Source organism: Acinetobacter johnsonii (genome assembly GCF_048551975.1).
GTDB lineage: Bacteria > Pseudomonadota > Gammaproteobacteria > Pseudomonadales > Moraxellaceae > Acinetobacter > Acinetobacter johnsonii_A.
In genome coordinates, this window is the sequence record NZ_JBIMCF010000034.1 from 1 (window position 1) to 16,465 (window position 16,465).

Sequence of the window (16,465 nt, forward strand, 5' to 3'; positions counted from 1 at the left end):
CCAATTGGTTGTGCGGTAGATTTTGTGTGTAGGCTTCTTCATTTGGAAATTATATTGCCGAAGAAGCCCTTAAGAACGGCTTTGTGCAACAAAGCCTCAATCCATTATTCGTTTATTAGAACAAGCGTGGTTACTTGCTTCAGCTGAACAAAATCCTGTCATTAGAACGGGTCATATCTTAGTAGCACTTTTAACAGCACCAGATTTACATCAAATGGCTTTACGCGCTTCCAGCCAATTCGAACTTTTCCCAATTGACACAATGAAGCATAAATTTTTAGACCTATGCTCAAACAGTATCGAACAAGACGTTTTACAGGAAACAGCGCCAAGCGAAAGCACTGAGCCTGTACAGCATTTGGCTAAAAACAAAACGCCAGCACTTGATCAATATACAATTAACCTGACCCAAAAGGCACAAAGTGGCCTTATCGACCCTGTTATTGGTCGTGAGTTTGAAATACGTTTAATGCTCGATATCCTGATGCGTCGACGCCAAAATAACCCCATTTTAACTGGTGAACCGGGTGTAGGAAAAACGGCTGTCGTTGAAGGCTTTGCATTAAAAATTGTGAACAACCAAGTGCCTGATGCTTTAAAAAATGTTCAGCTGCATACGCTTGATATGGGGCTATTACAAGCAGGTGCCAGCGTAAAAGGTGAATTTGAAAATCGCTTGAAACAAGTGATTCAAGAAGTTCAGTCTGCCACGCATCCTATAATTTTATTTATTGATGAAGCTCACACTTTGATTGGTGCAGGAGGTCAAGCAGGCCAAAATGATGCTGCCAATCTATTAAAACCTGCACTGGCTCGTGGTGAATTACGCACCATTGCAGCAACCACATGGGCTGAATATAAACAATATTTTGAAAAAGATGCGGCGCTCAGTCGACGCTTCCAAGTCGTTAAAGTTGAAGAGCCGACCGAAGATGTCGCCATCGATATGTTGCGCGCCATGTTGCCAGTCATGGCCAATCATTTTAATTTAAATATTGATGATGAAGCCATAGTTACAGCTGTACACTCTTCGCATCGTTATATTAGTGGCCGCCAACTCCCAGACAAAGCAATTAGTGTGCTGGATACAGCCGCAGCGCGTGTAGCACTCACTCAGAATGCACAACCTATAAAGTTAGATCAGATACTTGCTCAACAACATAATCTCAAACTTGAACATGAAATTTTAGAAAATGAACATAAAAATTTACCGATTCATCATGAGCGCTTGTACGACCTAAAGCAAAAACTAGCGCAGCTTGAGTGTGAAATTGAACACACGCAAATGCAATGGCAAAAAGAAAGAACGCTTGTTGAACAGATAAAACAACTCCAACAAGATACAACGGCTCACAACGATCAAAAAGGGATTGCTGCGCTTCGTGAAGAATTAAGCAAGGTACAAGGCCAGAATCCCTTAGTGTTTGAGCGTGTTAATGCACAAATCATTAATGAAATTATTTCAGATTGGACCGGTATTCCTGTGGGCAATATGGTGAACGATGAAATAAAACAGATTCTCAGCCTAGAAAGCAAACTGGCTGAGCGTGTTATGGGACAAGACTCTGCCCTACATCAACTGGTTCAGGGGATTAAAACATCTAAAGCAAAATTGGATGATCCTAATAAACCGCAAGGCGTGTTCATGTTGGTGGGCCCAAGTGGTGTCGGTAAAACCGAAACTGCACTTGCGCTGGCGAGTGAGCTTTATGGTGGAGAATCCCACCTGATCACCATAAATATGTCTGAATATCAAGAAGCACATACCGTTTCTTCTTTAAAAGGTGCTCCACCTGGATATGTTGGATATGGTCAAGGTGGTGTGCTGACTGAAGCAGTTCGCCGCAATCCTTATAGCGTGGTTTTATTGGATGAAATTGAAAAAGCACACAACGATGTTCAAGAACTCTTTTATCAAGTTTTTGACAAAGGTACGCTTGAAGATGGTGAAGGTCGAATCATCGACTTTAAGAATACCACCATTATTTTGACCTCGAATGTAGGTTCGAATGTCATTATGCAGGCGTGTTTGAATCAACCGATTGAGACATGGCCAACAGCAGAAAGTTTAGCTGAGCAGTTAAAACCAAGTTTATATAAACAGTTTAAACCTGCTTTTTTAGGGCGCATGCGTATCGTTCCCTATTTCGCACTGCATGATGATTTACTGGTTCAAATTATCCATCATAAAATCAAGAAAATAACCTCTCGCCTTGAGAAGCGGTACCAAACCAAAGTTCAATATTCAGAGGAACTGGTAGAACTGTTATTAAGTCGCTGCACGGAAGTCGATAGCGGTGCCCGAAATGTTGATCACATTTTAAATGCCAGCATATTGCCAGCTTTAGCCACAGAAATATTGATGGCATTGGCAGCCGGTCATTTGCCTAAAGTCATTCAGATTGATGTCAAAGATGATGAAATTACTTATGTTTTAGACCCTGTCGAAAAGACCACGGCTAAAAAGAAACGACATCCTGCTAAAAATAAAGCGAATCAAGTTTAATAGAATATAGAGTGTAAAATTATGAGCTTAGAAATCGAGCCTTTATTGTCTCCTATCTCAAGCGATCAACCATGTGGACAAGACTTGTCTTTTTCCAATGAATTCCACGCTATCAAAATTGCAAAAACTCAGGATGATCCACTACTCGATCAAGGCGACTGGGTTGCTGAACCCAAGCAAGCAGACTGGCAGTTCGTTGAACAAAAATCTATCGAGCTCCTCACGGGAAAATCAAAAGATTTACGCTTATTGGGATGGTTACTTGAAGCGTGGTCAAATTTATACGGATTCGAAGGTACTGCAAAAGCCCTAGAGCTTATGCACCGAACGCTAAGTGAATATTGGACACAACTTCATCCTGAAATTGAAGAAGAAGATTTAGATCAACGTCTAGGTTTATTACAAGGTTCAATTAATCATTTAATTCCACTGATTAAACAAGTCGCTATCGTGAATGCTCCTGCATTTTCACTCAGTGATTATGAAGCCTTACTGAGACAAAAAAACCATTTGTTGAAACAAGTCGAAAGTTATACGAAGGATACCAATAGCTCTCAAATTTTGGAACAGTTTGAGCAGAGCTTGTTCAATACATCAAAATCATTTCAATATCAGAACTATCAACATTTTTCGGCGATTCTGGCTGAATGGTCAATTTTGAAAAGTGTATTAGATACCTTAATGGGCTTAGATGCACCAAGCTTTGCTGCTATTGATACTCAGCTTGAAAACATCCATGCCAGTTTAAAAAAGGTCTATAAAACCGATGTTTTTACCCAACCTGTAAGGGCGACACAAACGTCTGAATCTTCTGCTGCCGCAACGATAACAACACAGGCACTTTCATTTACCCAGCACAAAGAACAAGAGATTGACATGCACACCGTCCATCCATCCAAAGGCTTTCAGGTTCAACCGCAAAATCACTTAGCAAACCGTGAACAAGCCATGCGGGTATTACAAGAAATTTCTGACTATTTCCAAGCCAATGAACCGCATAGTCCCGTAAGCTATATGTTACAGAAAACCATCAAGTGGAGTCAGATGCCACTACATGAATGGTTAAATCAAGTCATTAAAAACGAAAATCCACTGCATAACGTCCAAGAACTACTGGGCGTACAACAAGCAAATGAATCAAACGATTGGTAATCTAAATGTTTAAAGCAGAAAAAATACTTTGGGGTGAAGGTCTATTTTTACGTCCTCAACATTTTCAATTACAAGATGCGTATCATGAACAACGTCTGAATCATACTATTCGGTCTACGATTCCATTTGCTTATGGCATTCAAAATGTTCAATTTGATGAAGCCCAGTTACACACACATATCTTGGCACTCGAAAGTATTAGTATGATTTGGCAAGATGGCGAAATCTATCAGGCGCCGACACGTGATTTATTGCCAGAGCCAGTGTTATTAGATGAACTGAATTTACGTGGCGAAATCTTGGTTTATTTAGCCTTGCCGATTGTACAAGCCAATAAGAAAAATGTGACCGCTGAAAATAGTGCACAGTTCGGTCGCTATCATTCTTATCTAACCTCAACTCATGATTTATTTACAGATGCAACTGCAGCAGATATCACCTTATTGCGTCGCCGTGCAGAGTTTCGCTTGTTAGAGGTCAATGCAGAACCGAATCAAGAGCTTGATGGCTTTTTGTATTTAGCTTTAGCAAAAATTAAACGTCAAAGCTCAGGTCAATTTGAATTTGATCGTCATTTTATTCCGCCTATCTTGCATATTGAATCTTCTGAAAATCTTATCTCGAGTTTGAAACGCAGCTTAAATGTTATCAAAGCGAAAATTAAAACCATTCAAAGTAATAATCGAGAAAACGAGCAAAAACTGATTGAATTTCGCTCTGGCGACATTGTGTCATTTTGGCTGGTTAATGCACTTAACACAGCACACGCGACGTTGAATCATTTATTGCAATACCCGCATATCCATCCAGAGCGGCTATTCTTTGAATTATTACGTTTGACTGGCTCATTGCTGACTTTTTCAACGGCTCATGAAGTTGATCATTTACCTCGCTATCAACATCATAATTTACAAGAAAGTTTTAGTCAGCTCGATGTCATTCTACGTGAGTTATTAGATACGATTATTTCAAACCGCTACATCAGTATCCAATTGAAAGAAACACGAACATCTTATTGGTTAGGCAGTTTAGAGTCAGATAAAATTACTCGAGATTCAAGACTTTACTTGGCTGTTTCTAGCAGCATGATGCAAAGTCACGAACTAATTCAATTGGTTCCGTTGAGATTTAAAGTCGGCAACACCGTAGATGTTGAACAACGCGTCATTGCAGCACTTCCTGCCGTTCCTTTGCATCATTTAATGCAGGTTCCAACCGCTATTCCAGTGCGATCTGGTGTGAGTTACTTTGAAATTGAACCAAATAATGACTTATACCAACGCATGTTGGATGCCGAGTCAATTTGTATTTATATTCCGGCAGGTTTCCAAGATATTGCTGTTGAATTGATTGCTGTGATGAATGGCTAAGGAAATGAATCATGAATAATGCCCCTTCACTTTTTGATGATGGACAAATTGGAACTGGTTCAATTACTCAGCCCATGACCGCCAAAGTCACCTGTACAACCAACTTGGTCGACTTACTCCATGATGGTTTTTATATTGTATTTTTATTAAAAAAAAAATATATACCGAGTAGTCCGACTGAATTTCGCGAAAAAATCATTGCCCTACTCAACCGTTTTGAAAACCAAGCCCGAAAATTACAATTTTCATCAGATGATATTCAAGATGCTAAATATGCTTACTGTGCATTATTAGATGAAACCATTGTGACTCAGCAAGATGCACAATTTTTCGAGCTACAAAATAGTTGGTTAATCAGTCCCTTACAGCTTAGTTTATTTGGCTCGCAACTTGCGGGTTATCGTTTTTTCGAAATTTTAGAAGAGTTACGCCGTAAAGGAAATAGTCGATTAGCCGCACTTGAAGTTTATCATTACTGCATGCTTCTGGGTTTTCATGGTAGATATCGTATTGAGTCTATAGAAAATTTAAACCATTTAGTGGCGCGTGTAGGCGATGAAATTGACTACTTAAAAGGAAAGAAGGCAGCCTTTTCTCCCTTTGCATTGCTACCCGATCAAATTAAACACATGATTCACCGTGAGCTTCCTTTTTACTGGATTTTACTTTTTCTAATCGTATTCGCCCTCTTATCCTTTGCGGGCTTGCGCTATATGTTATCAAAGCAAAGTACGAATTCTTTAGCCACATATGAAAATGTCATTTCTACGCCAACAGAACAGGCACATATTACTATTCATTTACCCTAAGAACTAACTCCATGGCTCATGAAAAACGGACTTCAGTCAAAATTTTGACGTCTACAAAAAAGAAAAATATTTCACCTATGCTCTATGTGTTTGGTGGTTTTTTGAGTGGCGTTGTATTGATGGCCACTCTTGGTTTTACTTACGTTTTTACACAGCAAAAAAATGATTCAATACAGGTTAGTCAAAGCTCTAGTGTCGATGTCGCTGAACCTTCAGTCGATAATGAAGCCCCGACGCGGGAACCCGAAGCTATTTTTGAAGCGACTAAAGCCGTCCCTTCTAAAAGTGTTCAACCTTCAAATGTAACTGAGCCGCCTTCTGATTTTCCTCAACCCAAAGAAGATGAATTAAGCAAAGCTTTTCTTCGTCCAGCTGAAACAGTTGCTGCACCATCGATGAAGAGTGCTAGTCCTCAGCCCTTATCAAAAGAAAATAAGAAACAAAACTCATCAGCGCAAATTTCGGCCGGACCGAAAGATAAAAATCCCAACAAAGTAGCCAAAGCAGAACAGGTAGTGGAAAAATCCGAAGAATCTCTCACAGGGAGTGTGCAAACAAAGATTACAACTCGTACTGTCGAAGCTCCAATGCCAACCACTATCAGACTATGATTTATGCTCTTTTTTCGATCTTTCTAATCCTTGCACTAGGGCTAAGTTTGGCACTGTCCTATGAACTTAGAGCAAAACTAGCTGGTTTTTTTGTGGGATTAATTCCTCAAGGAAAACAAAGATTTCAAACCGCTCGTCATTTTGCACGGCATATAAATCATGCTGCTGCACCCGAGCAATTGCAATCGCATTGGCATATTCAACAGTGGTGGATATTGGTTGCAGGTCTATTTTTATTTGCCAGCATTTTAATGTTTGCTTTTACCAGCCCCGTCACGCCCACTAAAATCGAAGCCGATTATTTAAGACAATCGGATCCACAAATTTATGCCCTACTTGATGGGCAGATTTTGTCCCCGCCACCAGAGATCGAAGAATCCTTAGTTGCTGCGGCCATAGTTGAAGCAAGTCTGCTTGAGCAAGCGAATCTTAATAATAATTCTATTCAGGCCAGTGCTTTGAATTACGATCCGAGTATTCAGGATTTACATTCAACTCATTCACATGACAATTTAGCAACAGCTGATCGTAAGTGGCACAAAATGAACCCACGCTATAAACAACGTTTACTGATGGTATTTAAAATTATGCATGAGCAGCATGGATATGAACTGGTTTTACTGGAAGGCTATCGTAGCCCGCAGCGTCAAAATTCTTTAGCTAGCAATAAAAATACGACTTTGGCGCGTGGTTACCAAAGTTACCACCAATTTGGATTAGCAGCGGATGTCGCATTTAAGCGAGATGGAAAAGTCGTTATTTCTGAACGAGACCCATGGGCGATGCGTGGCTATCAGCTCTATGGTGAAGTTGCAGAATCTGTAGGTTTAACTTGGGGCGGGCGTTGGAAGTCGATCCAAGACTATGGCCATACCGAATATCGAATGCCGAATTTAAAGAAAACTGCGGAAATCGCTGAAAAGCTGACCTCTGAAGGACAACTTTCAGCTGCGAATTTGAGTTAATCAGGTTGAAGGCTGACTCAAATATTGAGTAACGATTTGCAGAACTTGCTCAGTTTTCTCTGCATGTAACCAGTGTCCAGCATCTGTCACCGTCTGAATCTGGGCTTGAGAAAACTGCGATTGGATAGCTTCTATATATTCTGGCTTTTCTACATAAGGTGAGTTTCCACCACGTATAAACAATGCAGACTTATGCCATGTTTCTATATTTTCCCATGACAAAATTTGGGCATAGTTCTGATACAGTGCATCCACATTAAACAACCACTTCCCTTTACTAAAAGATTTCAATAGAAACTGAATCACCATTTCTTCTTTGAGATATTCACGCATGATTTCTATAGCTTGCTGACGTGTTTCAATATCTGCTTTTTGTACAGCAAAGAGCGCTTTAAAAATCTGCTCATGATGATTTTCTTTGTAAGCAATAGGCGTAATATCCAATACCACCAGTTGATCTAGTCGATCTCCTGCGAGTTCGGTCACTTTCATCACCAGCTTTCCCCCCATCGAATGCCCGATCAAAGAAAAGTGCTCGATATTGAGTTCATCTAAAGTTTCAATTAGATCAGCAGCCATTACCTCATAATTCATCACATTGGAATGCGCAGATAATCCATGATTACGTACATCTACCTGTAATACAGGGTGGTTTGAATAAAACTCCCGAGCCAACATCCCTAAATTACTTAAACTGCCAAATAAACCGTGAACAAAGACCAGTGTTTTTGCAGCTGACTGCTCATTTTGATGAAATTGATGATTTAGGATCATATGAAACTTACTTTATTTGATTTCTATAGATATTGAATTTTTAATCTGAATAAATCAAATGACTTTTTAGATTAAGTTCATTTCTGCTTAGGCTAAATTTAAAGGCATGATTTACATGCCTGTTTAAGATGAGATTTTAAGCAAGTGAAAAAATGCCAAATGCTTTAAGTCTTGCTACTTTTCTGTTTTAAAAATAATTCAGCGGAATTTTTAAGTAAGAAATATCATTGTCTTCTGGTTGAGGGAACTTGCCTGCAAACATATTGATTTGAATTGCAGGTAATATCAATTTTGGCATGCTTAACGTTGCATCACGGCGGTTTCTCATCTCGACAAAATCAACTTTTCTCGTTGTAGTATTGATATGAATGTTTTCATGCTTTTGCGAATAAACCGATGTCTCATATTGGTATTGATCACGACTTTCAGGTAAGTAGTCATGGCATAAGAACATCCGCGTTTGATCTGGCAATGTGTACAAAGTCTTCACTGAGTCAAATAAAGTCGCCGCACTCCCCTTGGGAAAATCACAACGTGCCGTCCCATAGTCAGGCATAAACAACGTGTCCCCCACAAAAACAGCATTACCAATGACATAACTGAGACACGCAGGTGTATGCCCTGGTGTCGGAATATTATATGCTTTTATGTTGCCTATCAAAAATGTCTCGTGATCTGCAAAAAGATAATCAAATGACTGCGTAGCATTTAAACTCTTAATATCTAAGTGATAAATCTCACCAAAAGTTTGTTGTACGATTTCAATCTTATGACTAATCGCAATTTTTCCACCTAGTTTTTGCTTTAAATACTGTGCAGCACTTAGATGATCTGCATGCACATGTGTTTCTAAAATCCAGTCTACGCTTAGGCTATTTTCTTGAATATAAGCAATAATTAAATCTGCCTGCTCTGTTTTGGTCGTTGCCGATGCTGCATCATAGTCCAATACACTATCAATCACGGCGCAGCGCTGAGTGTCTGGATCACTCACCACATAACTAAACGTATTGGTCTGTGTATCAAAAAATGCTTTTACTTGCGCGGTTTGCTTCATGGCATTTTCTCCATTACTTTACGATGTAGCAGTACACCGACAAACATCGCAATTATAAAATAGATCGCTTGATAATAACCCAGCCCAATCAAAGTAAAACTCGGCGCAGGACAAATTCCCGCAATTCCCCAGCCTATACCAAATAGCAAACTTCCAAAGATCAGTTTTCTGTCGATTTTCGTATTTTTAGGAAGTTGTATGGCTTCACCATAAACCGTTTGTGGATGTGGCTGACGTACAGCTTTTTGAAAAGGAATAAATGCAATCGCAATTGCACCCATCATCACAAAAGCTAAACTGGCATCCCAGTGCCCAAAAATATCTAAAAAGCCAATCACCTTCGCAGGATTCGACATTCCTGAAAGCATGAGACCAATTGAAAATAATCCACCCCAAATGAATGCCCAAACATTTTTCATTTTTAGATTGCTCCAAGCATATGACGGACAACATACACAGTGATAAAGCCTGCGAACATAAAACTCATTGTAGCGATGATGGAACGTTTGGATAAACGACTGATACCACAAATACCATGCCCGCTGGTACATCCAGAACCTAATCGCGTTCCAAAACCTACCAATACGCCCGCAATGATTAACATGAGAGGTGTAGCGTCAATATAAATTTCTGGCTGAACAAAAGCTGCGTATATAAACGGAACAATAAACAGCCCCAATAAGAACCACAGTGCAGGCGTATTTATGATCCCTCTTAAGTTTAAAACCTGTGAGACCAGACCACTGATTCCCGCAATCCGCCCATTGGTATATAAATATCCAACGGCGGAGATGCCGAGTAATATTCCACCTATAAAAGACCACGCAAAATCATGCATTGGTAAGCACCCTAAAACAATATATGTTTTTATAATATATTTAATTTAAAAATAATCAATCCCTCTTTGTATCTATCGATGCTATGCACGTCTATGACCACTGTTTACGGGCACTTGCATCTAGATTTAGATATTTGAATGGTTACTATCTGTTCGTTATCGAAGCTTTTAGTCTTTTAGATAACACCTTAAAGCATTTCTTTTACATAGTTATTCTTCACAATAACGTAAAAATCTTGAATATATCCCCGAGAGATTTTGTATTCAGCCCTTTTTTAGATTAGAAATACTTAACTTCTCTCATTTTATTTCATTATAGTTTTCATTTAAAGAATCTGAATAGAATTGGGGACACTTCTCTACATCATGAGTATTATTCTGGGTTTATAAAACACATTCGCAACTTTTGAATATTTTTTTATGCGGCCAGACACATAAAAAAGGATAAAATAATCTGCTCTTTTTCCGAGCAGTTTATTGGAATTCTGATAATACCCGTTCTGCAAACCATATTGGGAGCTTAGACACGGCGGCATTCATCTTTAGGGTTTCAGCTGCTTCAATTTCTGCAAGAAAAGACGCTTGTATACCGTCAGAAGAGTTATCAAACAAGTAGGCGCGATCACAGCACTCTATGGCTTGCATGAGCAGATCCATACTACGGTAGTAACGTTCAATAATTTTCTGCTCAGGAACCGGATGACCACCCACACTGACGCGATACTTGACTCGGGCAATATTGATTTGTGGGTCTACTGTTGAGACATAATATAGATAGGTTTTATAACCCTGACGTTTCGCTTCTCGGAGAAACTCAACTTTAGAGATATGTGACATGACCGTCTCAAAAGTAAAACTAACTTTTAAGCGCAGAAACTCAAGCCGAATATAGTCAATAATGCGTGCACAAAGATAAGAATCAATTTCTTCGGTTTTAAACTCAATCTTCCATTCATCTAGCACAATTGGTTCATGCGCAAGTAAGGCCACGAACTGTCCCGCTTGAGGACGCTTCTTACTTTTTAGAAAAGTGACCAACTCTGAAGCTTTTAAGGAAGGATGATAATGCAATAAATCAATGCGTTGACTCTGTCTTAAGTTTTGTTCCAGTTCATCTGCATTTAAATATGCCCCAATATGTTGGGGCAAGAGGTAATCTTTAACAGTGCTTTTACCAGAACCATTCGGCCCTGCAAACATTCTTATTCTAGGTTGTCGAGGTGGCATATCAATCTATACGGTCGCGTGTTTCTTTTTACGTGTCAGTGTCGGTAAAACACCTACATCGACATAAGCATGACTTAAGTCTTGTAAAACAGTTTCATTACCATGAATATCGCGTTCAACCAACTGTTCAGCTTTTGCATAAACCACAGACGAACGAGTGGTTGCTTTTTGAAAAGCATCATGAAAAGCATGAATGGCAAGTTTAGGAATCATATCATCCTCATATTTGCCTACTTTAATGTCGGTATAAGCTGCCATACACCAACTCCTACTCAAACGATGATTGATTTTTATTTATCTTAACACAATCGAGGACATTGTCTATTTATACAGCATCCTTAAACAATAAATTAGATCTTAATATCTACACTAATTTCATGCTGTCTTATTCTGTTACTTTACTTTTTAATCGTTTCGTATCTTCAACTTTTAAAGCTTTAGCCGTTGGGCAGAAAACACTTTCATTCATCCCTGCATCGGTCAAACTTTTTTCTTGCTGATCAAGATAACGGTTGGCCACCATCAGCATCACTGAAGCGGTACTTAACTCAATATTGGCTTTAGATAGCGCAGCAATTTGATGATATGCATCCATACGCTGACAAAATGCGGTTTTCATTTCTGTTGCTGTCGCTGGATTATCTTTTGCATCTAAAACGGTTTTAGTTGAATTCACAATTGCAGTATATTCAGCCATCTTCTGATCATACTGCGCCTGAGTTAGCTTCGTTGTTTCTGCATAACTCAGGGTTGATAGAAACGATGATAAAAATAACGAAAGGCTAAGCAACGTCCATGTTTGTTTTTTCATGTATTAAGACTCATCGCCTTCTTTCCATACGTCTTCATAGTCATCGCCATCAATCATAAAACGATAACCTTCACTTAAAGCCAAATATGGAAGTACATCAGGCAAGATATCTTGTAATTCACGTACAGTCATGGTTGTAAAAAAGTCTTGGCCCTCACCCAATTCACCACCATAAATAAACCAAGCGACATTCTCTTCAGTTTCTGGCTTTTTACGTAAACCGACAATGGGCTCTTGATTCAAAGTTTGTACAGCAACAGCAACGACATCATCACCTTTTACTTCAACATAAGCCGAGTCAAATTCTTCACACAGTAGTTTTTGTTCTGCAATCAATTCATTCAATGCAGATTGTTGTGACTTTTGTGCCATGCGATGCTGCCCCTTTTGAGCGTCAATCTATCGATAGCGCATTTTAAAACATATTTAGGTCAAAGGCTGTTTTTATTTAAACAATTAGCACACAGGTGAACAATCAATATCACTAAAAAAGTAATATCGGGGCTAAGCGACTATGGGTTATGTCGCACGAGAACAAAGCAACATCGCCCCCAAACTCATGAGTAGCCATTTTGGCGATACGTTCGTTATCGTTATATTTACTCTCAGAAACTTAAAAGGCTTTGAAATTCTAAAATGAAGCTTTGATTTTCCTATTCCCTTTTTTTGACGAATATGCACCTAATAAATCAAGCTTTTTCGTTCATTCAGGTTATAAATTTTAAAATTTATATCTCTTTATATAAATATGAAAGAAAAGAACCCACTGAAAAGCTCGCTACTAACCAAGCACATATATTCTTTCTAATATGCTCTCAATAAATACTCAACTTTACAAGCCTATCAAAATAGAGGACAGAACATGACGAAGAGAACTGACATCGTTTATACTGGTTCTAAAAGCTCACCAAAGACACAGTCGCCGATGAAATTCTTTAGTTGCGCATCATGTCAAAACCAAGTCTTTTTTGCCAACTCACAATGTTTGAGCTGCCAAACTACACTCGGTTATATTGCATCAGAAAAAGATATGGGGAGCTTTGAACAGCATAGCCCTTTTCTTTGGTTAGCGCTAAATGAAAAATACCAGACGAAGCGCTATAAGCCTTGTTATAACTATCAGCACCATCAGGTCTGCAATTGGGTCATTCCCGCAGAGAGCAACGACATCTACTGTGAGTCTTGTGTACTTACATATACTATTCCTACTCTCGACAACCCTGATCATATCGTTTATTGGTCACGGCTCGAACATGCTAAACGGCGTTTTCTATATTTAATGCAACGTCTGAATATTATGCCAAGGCCCAAATATAACGATGATGATCGCTACGGACTCCGTTTTAATTTTCTCATGCCTGAACCAGAGCACCCTGTGTTGACAGGACATGCTAATGGTGTCATTACACTCAATGCCAGTGAAGCAGATGTCATCTATAGGGAAACGACCCGTATTAAAATGGGTGAAAACTATCGTACGCTTTTGGGGCATTTCCGTCATGAAAGTGGTCATTATTATTTTGACCTCATTAAATCGCTACATCCTGAGTTGGTCGACGAGTTCCGTCAGTATTTTGGAGATGAACGTCAAGATTATAGCGCAGCACTACAACGTCACTATGAAGATGGCGCACCACAAAACTGGGACCAATTTTATGTCAGCTCTTATGCCAGCACACATCCTTGGGAAGACTGGGCAGAAACATGGGCACACTATTTACACATGATGGACACATTAGAAACCGCTTACTATGCAGGATTAATTGTGCGTAATAATCGAAAAGATACGCATGACTTAAGCTTTTATGAAAATCCAATCGGTGCTCAAGATTTTGATGTACTCCTCAAACAGTGGATGACACTGACTTTTAACTTAAATGCGTTAAATCGCAGCATGGGTTTAGAAGATGCTTATCCATTTACACTATCAGCGCCAGTCCTCGATAAATTACGATTTATACATAAACATGTTTTGGGCAAAGTCTTTGCTCGGCAAATTGCTTGAGCTGAATATAAGTAAAGTTATTGTACTTATTCATGGCCTCGCCATCAGATTCATGCACTACTTAAACAAGCCTTTGCACAAGTTAAACCCAACTCTCGCTCGGCCAGTGACGCCGTGCTGAGTGGACATAGTATGGGCGGCGTCATAAGTCGCTTATTGATTAGTGAACACGATATTTCTGAGCAAGTGATTCCACTGTTAAACTATGAGCAATACACCCGATTACAACAATACCCCGTAATTAAAGAACGTTTTCAATTTCATCCCGATTTACCCATTGGACGTGCAATTTCTATTGCCGCGCCTCACCGTGGCAGTCAACTATCTAACCGCTGGTACATGGAATTGGTGAATAAATTGGTTTGACAATCACCGTCAGACCAATGACATACATGATATGAGCGATGGTATTGTGCCGCCCTATTCAAGTTCACATTTAGAACAAGAAACATTATTAGAATTACGCCTTGAGCAAACTCAGGCTCAATAATCAGTGATGCTAAAACTTTTCTACTATGCTTAGAGATTTTTATCCGAATACTCTAACTCATCTAAATGAATATCGAAAGCTTGAAAAGTAGCGGTTTTAAGACCTAGCGCACGCAAAGGTTTTGATATACTTGCTTTATCTAAAAATACATGCATTTATCTGATTGGAAACATCATGCACATTAAAAATCAAGTTGTACTGGTCACAGGTGGCGCACGCGGTTTAGGTCTTGCGATTACACACGCCTTAATCAATGAAGGTGCTCGTGTAGTCGTGAACTATTTGAACAGCCAAGCAGCAGCGCAAACCTTAGCTCAGCAGTATCCCGAACAGGTTTTTATCTACCAAGCTGATGTTACAGACAATGCTCAAGTCAAAAGTATGTTTGACGCAAGCTTTCAGCATTTTGGACAGCATATCAACGCTGTGATTAATAATGCGCTCATTCAATTCGAGTTTAATGGTGAGGCCCGCCCAAAAGTTCATGAGCTACGCTGGGAAACCATGCAACAACAATTTGAAGGTGCTGTTAAGGCTGCTTTGAATACAACCCAAGCGGCGCTTGAAGGTATGAAACAAAACCAGTTGGGCCGCATTGTAAACATCGGAACCAATCTGGTGCAGAACCCTGTGGTGCCTTATCATGACTACACTACGGCGAAGGCAGCACTGTTGGCATTTACCCGTACATCAGCGCATGAACTTGGTCAATACGGCATTAATATCAATATGCTCTCTGGCGGTTTACTGCAAACCACCGATGCCAGCAAAAGCACGCCCAATGAAGTTTTTGATTACATCGCAAGTGCAACACCACTGCGTCGTGTAGTTACACCTGAGGAGTTTGCTTCAGCCATTTTAATGTTCTTATCGCCCTATTCTTGTGCTGTGACAGGTCAAAACTTGATTGTGGATGGTGGTCTAGTCAAAGGCTAATCCCTGAACTCTGAATAAGAATGATTAAACAATCCATTTTTAAAATTCTCGAAGCTTCATCGACTTGAAGCTTTATTTTAGGTTCAAGCCTTCTTGAGAATCTGCCCACCCAACCAAGGAACACAGTACGATGCTTTCTTTCCCCATTCGGCACCGACTGGCTGGTTTTTACTTTTTTTATTATTCCATTGTAGGCACCTTCATGCCGTTTTGGAGCCTGTATCTCGAAGATCAAGGCTTTAACTACAGTGAAATCGGTATCCTTTCCTCAATTGCGATCATTACCCGTTTTTTTGCTCCTTTTATTTGGGGCTGGATTGCAGATAAATCAGGGAAACGGATGCTCTTGGTCAGAGTCGCAACGTGGATGGAAGCCTGTATTTGGTTCATGATTTTTATCATTCCAAACTCCTTTCAGGCGATCGCCATGCTCATGCTGATCTTTAGCTTCTTCCAAAACGCCATTCTGGCTCAATTTGAAGGCGTTACGCTATTTTGGCTCGCGGAACAACGCAGTGCGTTGTATGGAAAAGTTCGAAAATGGGGCTCGGTCGGTTTTATTGTCGGAGTTTTTGGTATCGGAGCCTTATTAGAGTTTTTACCCATCTCTATGCTGCCAGTTTTATTGCTGTGTATTTCTTTTTTGGCCTTTATTTGGTCATTTAGCATCAAAGAACCGACCACTGCACCCCATTCACAAGGACAGCTCGAGCCATTATTACCTATTTTAAAAAAAACCGTTGTCGCGGCATTCTTCGGTATCGAGTTTATTCTGCTTTTTTCACATGCGCCCTTTTATAGTTTTTATAGTAACTTCCTCTGTACACGACAAATTTCACAGAACCCTTATCCTATCAGGCTTCTGCCTTCTTAAAATTGCCAAAATTTCCTTAAACTCTTCTTTTTTCCCAAAA

Annotated in this window: 16 protein-coding genes and 2 pseudogenes; 10 read left to right on the forward strand and 8 right to left on the reverse strand. The window is 39.6% G+C overall.

The window, feature by feature from the left end:
• Nucleotides 1-97 precede the first annotated feature (97 nt).
• The 6 genes and pseudogenes from tssH to ACG9ZB_RS15500 all read left to right on the forward strand — a co-directional run.
• Nucleotides 98-2,506 (forward strand): annotated as a pseudogene (gene tssH, locus ACG9ZB_RS15475) (type VI secretion system ATPase TssH); the annotation flags it as partial.
• Between the two features lie 21 nt (nucleotides 2,507-2,527).
• Nucleotides 2,528-3,658 (forward strand): type VI secretion system protein TssA, encoded by a 1,131-nt coding sequence (gene tssA, locus ACG9ZB_RS15480; RefSeq protein WP_419326659.1) that lies wholly within the window; start codon nucleotides 2,528-2,530, stop codon nucleotides 3,656-3,658.
• 5 nt (nucleotides 3,659-3,663) lie between these two features.
• The gene (gene tssK, locus ACG9ZB_RS15485) at nucleotides 3,664-5,028 is read left to right on the forward strand and encodes a type VI secretion system baseplate subunit TssK (RefSeq protein WP_419326661.1); all 1,365 of its coding nucleotides are present in this window, start codon (nucleotides 3,664-3,666) and stop codon (nucleotides 5,026-5,028) included.
• An 11-nt stretch (nucleotides 5,029-5,039) separates the two neighbouring features.
• A complete protein-coding gene (gene icmH / locus ACG9ZB_RS15490; RefSeq protein ID WP_419326663.1) occupies nucleotides 5,040-5,837 on the forward strand; it encodes a type IVB secretion system protein IcmH/DotU in 798 nt (265 codons plus the stop codon).
• An 11-nt stretch (nucleotides 5,838-5,848) separates the two neighbouring features.
• The gene (locus ACG9ZB_RS15495; RefSeq protein ID WP_419326665.1) at nucleotides 5,849-6,448 is read left to right on the forward strand and encodes a hypothetical protein; all 600 of its coding nucleotides are present in this window, start codon (nucleotides 5,849-5,851) and stop codon (nucleotides 6,446-6,448) included.
• Nucleotides 6,445-7,413, forward strand: a complete 969-nt coding sequence (locus ACG9ZB_RS15500; protein ID WP_419326667.1) for a M15 family metallopeptidase — start codon at nucleotides 6,445-6,447, stop codon at nucleotides 7,411-7,413. The genes ACG9ZB_RS15495 and ACG9ZB_RS15500 overlap by 4 nt, the downstream gene beginning before the upstream one ends.
• On the opposite strand, the gene ACG9ZB_RS15505 is transcribed toward ACG9ZB_RS15500, so the two are convergent.
• From ACG9ZB_RS15505 to ACG9ZB_RS15540, 8 genes are all read right to left on the reverse strand, one after another.
• Nucleotides 7,414-8,187 (reverse strand): alpha/beta fold hydrolase, encoded by a 774-nt coding sequence (locus ACG9ZB_RS15505; RefSeq protein ID WP_419326669.1) that lies wholly within the window; start codon nucleotides 8,185-8,187, stop codon nucleotides 7,414-7,416.
• Nucleotides 8,188-8,374: 187 nt separating this feature from the next.
• A complete protein-coding gene (locus ACG9ZB_RS15510) occupies nucleotides 8,375-9,244 on the reverse strand; it encodes an MBL fold metallo-hydrolase (protein ID WP_419326671.1) in 870 nt (289 codons plus the stop codon).
• On the reverse strand, nucleotides 9,241-9,663 hold the full coding sequence (locus ACG9ZB_RS15515) for a DUF6691 family protein (protein WP_419326672.1): 423 nt from the start codon (nucleotides 9,661-9,663) through the stop codon (nucleotides 9,241-9,243). The genes ACG9ZB_RS15510 and ACG9ZB_RS15515 overlap by 4 nt, the downstream gene beginning before the upstream one ends.
• A 2-nt stretch (nucleotides 9,664-9,665) precedes the next feature.
• Nucleotides 9,666-10,082 (reverse strand): YeeE/YedE family protein, encoded by a 417-nt coding sequence (locus tag ACG9ZB_RS15520; protein WP_419326674.1) that lies wholly within the window; start codon nucleotides 10,080-10,082, stop codon nucleotides 9,666-9,668.
• Between the two features lie 474 nt (nucleotides 10,083-10,556).
• Nucleotides 10,557-11,282 carry a zeta toxin gene (locus ACG9ZB_RS15525; protein ID WP_081316824.1) on the reverse strand — a complete coding sequence of 242 codons (726 nt, stop codon included), beginning with the start codon at nucleotides 11,280-11,282 and terminating at the stop codon, nucleotides 10,557-10,559.
• Between the two features lie 33 nt (nucleotides 11,283-11,315).
• The gene (locus ACG9ZB_RS15530; protein ID WP_004693049.1) at nucleotides 11,316-11,567 is read right to left on the reverse strand and encodes a hypothetical protein; all 252 of its coding nucleotides are present in this window, start codon (nucleotides 11,565-11,567) and stop codon (nucleotides 11,316-11,318) included.
• Nucleotides 11,568-11,694: 127 nt separating this feature from the next.
• Complete coding sequence (locus ACG9ZB_RS15535; RefSeq protein WP_419326676.1) at nucleotides 11,695-12,120, reverse strand: hypothetical protein; 426 nt, start codon at nucleotides 12,118-12,120, stop codon at nucleotides 11,695-11,697.
• A gap of 3 nt (nucleotides 12,121-12,123) precedes the next feature.
• Entirely contained in the window at nucleotides 12,124-12,492 is a 369-nt protein-coding gene (locus ACG9ZB_RS15540) for a hypothetical protein (RefSeq protein WP_004979554.1), read from the reverse strand.
• A 553-nt stretch (nucleotides 12,493-13,045) separates the two neighbouring features.
• Between ACG9ZB_RS15540 and ACG9ZB_RS15545 the strand changes: the two genes are divergently transcribed.
• The 4 genes and pseudogenes from ACG9ZB_RS15545 to ACG9ZB_RS15560 all read left to right on the forward strand — a co-directional run.
• On the forward strand, nucleotides 13,046-14,125 hold the full coding sequence (locus ACG9ZB_RS15545) for a zinc-binding metallopeptidase family protein (protein WP_419326681.1): 1,080 nt from the start codon (nucleotides 13,046-13,048) through the stop codon (nucleotides 14,123-14,125).
• Between the two features lie 132 nt (nucleotides 14,126-14,257).
• The gene (locus ACG9ZB_RS15550; RefSeq protein WP_419326677.1) at nucleotides 14,258-14,491 is read left to right on the forward strand and encodes a hypothetical protein; all 234 of its coding nucleotides are present in this window, start codon (nucleotides 14,258-14,260) and stop codon (nucleotides 14,489-14,491) included.
• Between the two features lie 298 nt (nucleotides 14,492-14,789).
• Nucleotides 14,790-15,551, forward strand: coding sequence for a 3-oxoacyl-ACP reductase (locus ACG9ZB_RS15555; protein ID WP_419326679.1), 762 nt, complete (start codon nucleotides 14,790-14,792; stop codon nucleotides 15,549-15,551).
• Nucleotides 15,552-15,681: 130 nt separating this feature from the next.
• Nucleotides 15,682-16,371: pseudogene (locus ACG9ZB_RS15560) on the forward strand (MFS transporter); the annotation flags it as partial.
• Nucleotides 16,372-16,465 lie beyond the last annotated feature (94 nt).

Bases quoted from the DNA above. Each gene is read 5' to 3' on its own strand.
- tssA (WP_419326659.1), top strand. From the start codon at position 2,528: ATGAGCTTAGAAATCGAGCCTTTATTGTCTCCTATCTCAAGCGATCAA.
- tssK (WP_419326661.1), top strand. From the start codon at position 3,664: ATGTTTAAAGCAGAAAAAATACTTTGGGGTGAAGGTCTATTTTTACGT.
- icmH (WP_419326663.1), top strand. From the start codon at position 5,040: ATGAATAATGCCCCTTCACTTTTTGATGATGGACAAATTGGAACTGGT.
- ACG9ZB_RS15495 (WP_419326665.1), top strand. From the start codon at position 5,849: ATGGCTCATGAAAAACGGACTTCAGTCAAAATTTTGACGTCTACAAAA.
- ACG9ZB_RS15500 (WP_419326667.1), top strand. From the start codon at position 6,445: ATGATTTATGCTCTTTTTTCGATCTTTCTAATCCTTGCACTAGGGCTA.
- ACG9ZB_RS15505 (WP_419326669.1), bottom strand. From the start codon at position 8,187: ATGATCCTAAATCATCAATTTCATCAAAATGAGCAGTCAGCTGCAAAA.
- ACG9ZB_RS15510 (WP_419326671.1), bottom strand. From the start codon at position 9,244: ATGAAGCAAACCGCGCAAGTAAAAGCATTTTTTGATACACAGACCAAT.
- ACG9ZB_RS15515 (WP_419326672.1), bottom strand. From the start codon at position 9,663: ATGAAAAATGTTTGGGCATTCATTTGGGGTGGATTATTTTCAATTGGT.
- ACG9ZB_RS15520 (WP_419326674.1), bottom strand. From the start codon at position 10,082: ATGCATGATTTTGCGTGGTCTTTTATAGGTGGAATATTACTCGGCATC.
- ACG9ZB_RS15525 (WP_081316824.1), bottom strand. From the start codon at position 11,282: ATGTTTGCAGGGCCGAATGGTTCTGGTAAAAGCACTGTTAAAGATTAC.
- ACG9ZB_RS15530 (WP_004693049.1), bottom strand. From the start codon at position 11,567: ATGGCAGCTTATACCGACATTAAAGTAGGCAAATATGAGGATGATATG.
- ACG9ZB_RS15535 (WP_419326676.1), bottom strand. From the start codon at position 12,120: ATGAAAAAACAAACATGGACGTTGCTTAGCCTTTCGTTATTTTTATCA.
- ACG9ZB_RS15540 (WP_004979554.1), bottom strand. From the start codon at position 12,492: ATGGCACAAAAGTCACAACAATCTGCATTGAATGAATTGATTGCAGAA.
- ACG9ZB_RS15545 (WP_419326681.1), top strand. From the start codon at position 13,046: ATGAAATTCTTTAGTTGCGCATCATGTCAAAACCAAGTCTTTTTTGCC.
- ACG9ZB_RS15550 (WP_419326677.1), top strand. From the start codon at position 14,258: ATGGGCGGCGTCATAAGTCGCTTATTGATTAGTGAACACGATATTTCT.
- ACG9ZB_RS15555 (WP_419326679.1), top strand. From the start codon at position 14,790: ATGCACATTAAAAATCAAGTTGTACTGGTCACAGGTGGCGCACGCGGT.